This is a genomic window from Streptomyces sp. NPDC057287 (genome assembly GCF_042667905.1).
Taxonomy (GTDB): Bacteria; Actinomycetota; Actinomycetes; order Streptomycetales; family Streptomycetaceae; genus Streptomyces.
Genome location: NZ_JBHUYV010000049.1, coordinates 1 through 1,124, shown reverse-complemented (window position 1 = coordinate 1,124; position 1,124 = coordinate 1). Strand labels below are relative to the sequence as shown.

At 69.5% G+C, this 1,124-nt stretch carries 1 protein-coding gene; it reads left to right on the top strand.

Annotated features, from left to right (window positions below):
- The coding region (locus ACFUNE_RS37600) for a biotin/lipoyl-containing protein (RefSeq protein ID WP_383577502.1) at positions 1–1,124 on the top strand (1,124 nt) is incomplete at both ends.

Here is a 1,124-nt window from a genome sequence, read left to right as displayed (position 1 = left end):
GTCGCGGCGTTCGGCCGGGGTGAGTGCTTCGTGGAGCGCTACCTCGACAAGCCGCGGCACGTGGAGACGCAGTGCCTGGCCGACACCCATGGCAACGTCGTTGTCGTGTCGACCCGTGACTGCTCGTTGCAGCGCCGCCACCAGAAGCTGGTGGAGGAGGCTCCGGCGCCGTTCCTGTCGAAGGCGCAGAACGCGGAGCTGTACGCGGCGTCGAAGGCGATCCTGAAGGAAGCCGGCTACGTCGGCGCCGGCACGGTCGAGTTCCTCGTGGGCACGGACGGCACGATCAGCTTCCTGGAGGTCAACACCCGTCTGCAGGTCGAGCACCCGGTGACCGAGGAGGTCACCGGTCTCGACCTGGTGCGGGAGATGTTCCGTATCGCCGACGGTGAGGAGCTCGGCTACGGGGATCCCGCGGTGCGCGGGCATTCCTTCGAGTTCCGGATCAACGGTGAGGACCCGGGGCGCGGGTTCCTGCCCGCTCCGGGCACGGTGACCCTCTTCGCTCCGCCGACCGGTCCGGGTGTCCGGCTGGACGCGGGTGTGGAGACGGGCAGTGTGATCGGTCCGGCGTGGGACTCGCTGCTGGCCAAGCTGGTGGTGACGGGTGCGACGCGTGAGCAGGCGCTGCAGCGTGCCGCGCGGGCGCTGGCCGAGTTCCAGGTCGAGGGCATGGCGACCGCGATCCCCTTCCACCGTGCGGTGGTCGGTGATCCGGCGTTCACCTCGGACCCGTTCCGTATCCACACCCGGTGGATCGAGACGGAGTTCGTCAACGAGATCAAGCCCTTCTCGGTCCCCGCGGACCAGGACGCCGATGAGGAGTCCGGCCGCGAGACCGTCGTCGTCGAGGTCGGCGGCAAGCGCCTGGAGGTGTCGCTGCCCTCCTCGCTCGGCATGAGCCTGGCCCGCACCGGCCTGGCGGCCGGTGCGAAGCCCAAGCGCCGCGCGGCCAAGAAGGCCGGCTCCGCCGCGTCCGGCGACACCCTCGCCTCCCCGATGCAGGGAACGATCGTCAAGATCGCCGTCGAGGAAGGCCAGGAAGTCAAGGAAGGCGACCTCATCGTCGTCCTCGAAGCCATGAAGATGGAACAGCCCCTCAACGCCCACCGCTCCGGCACGGT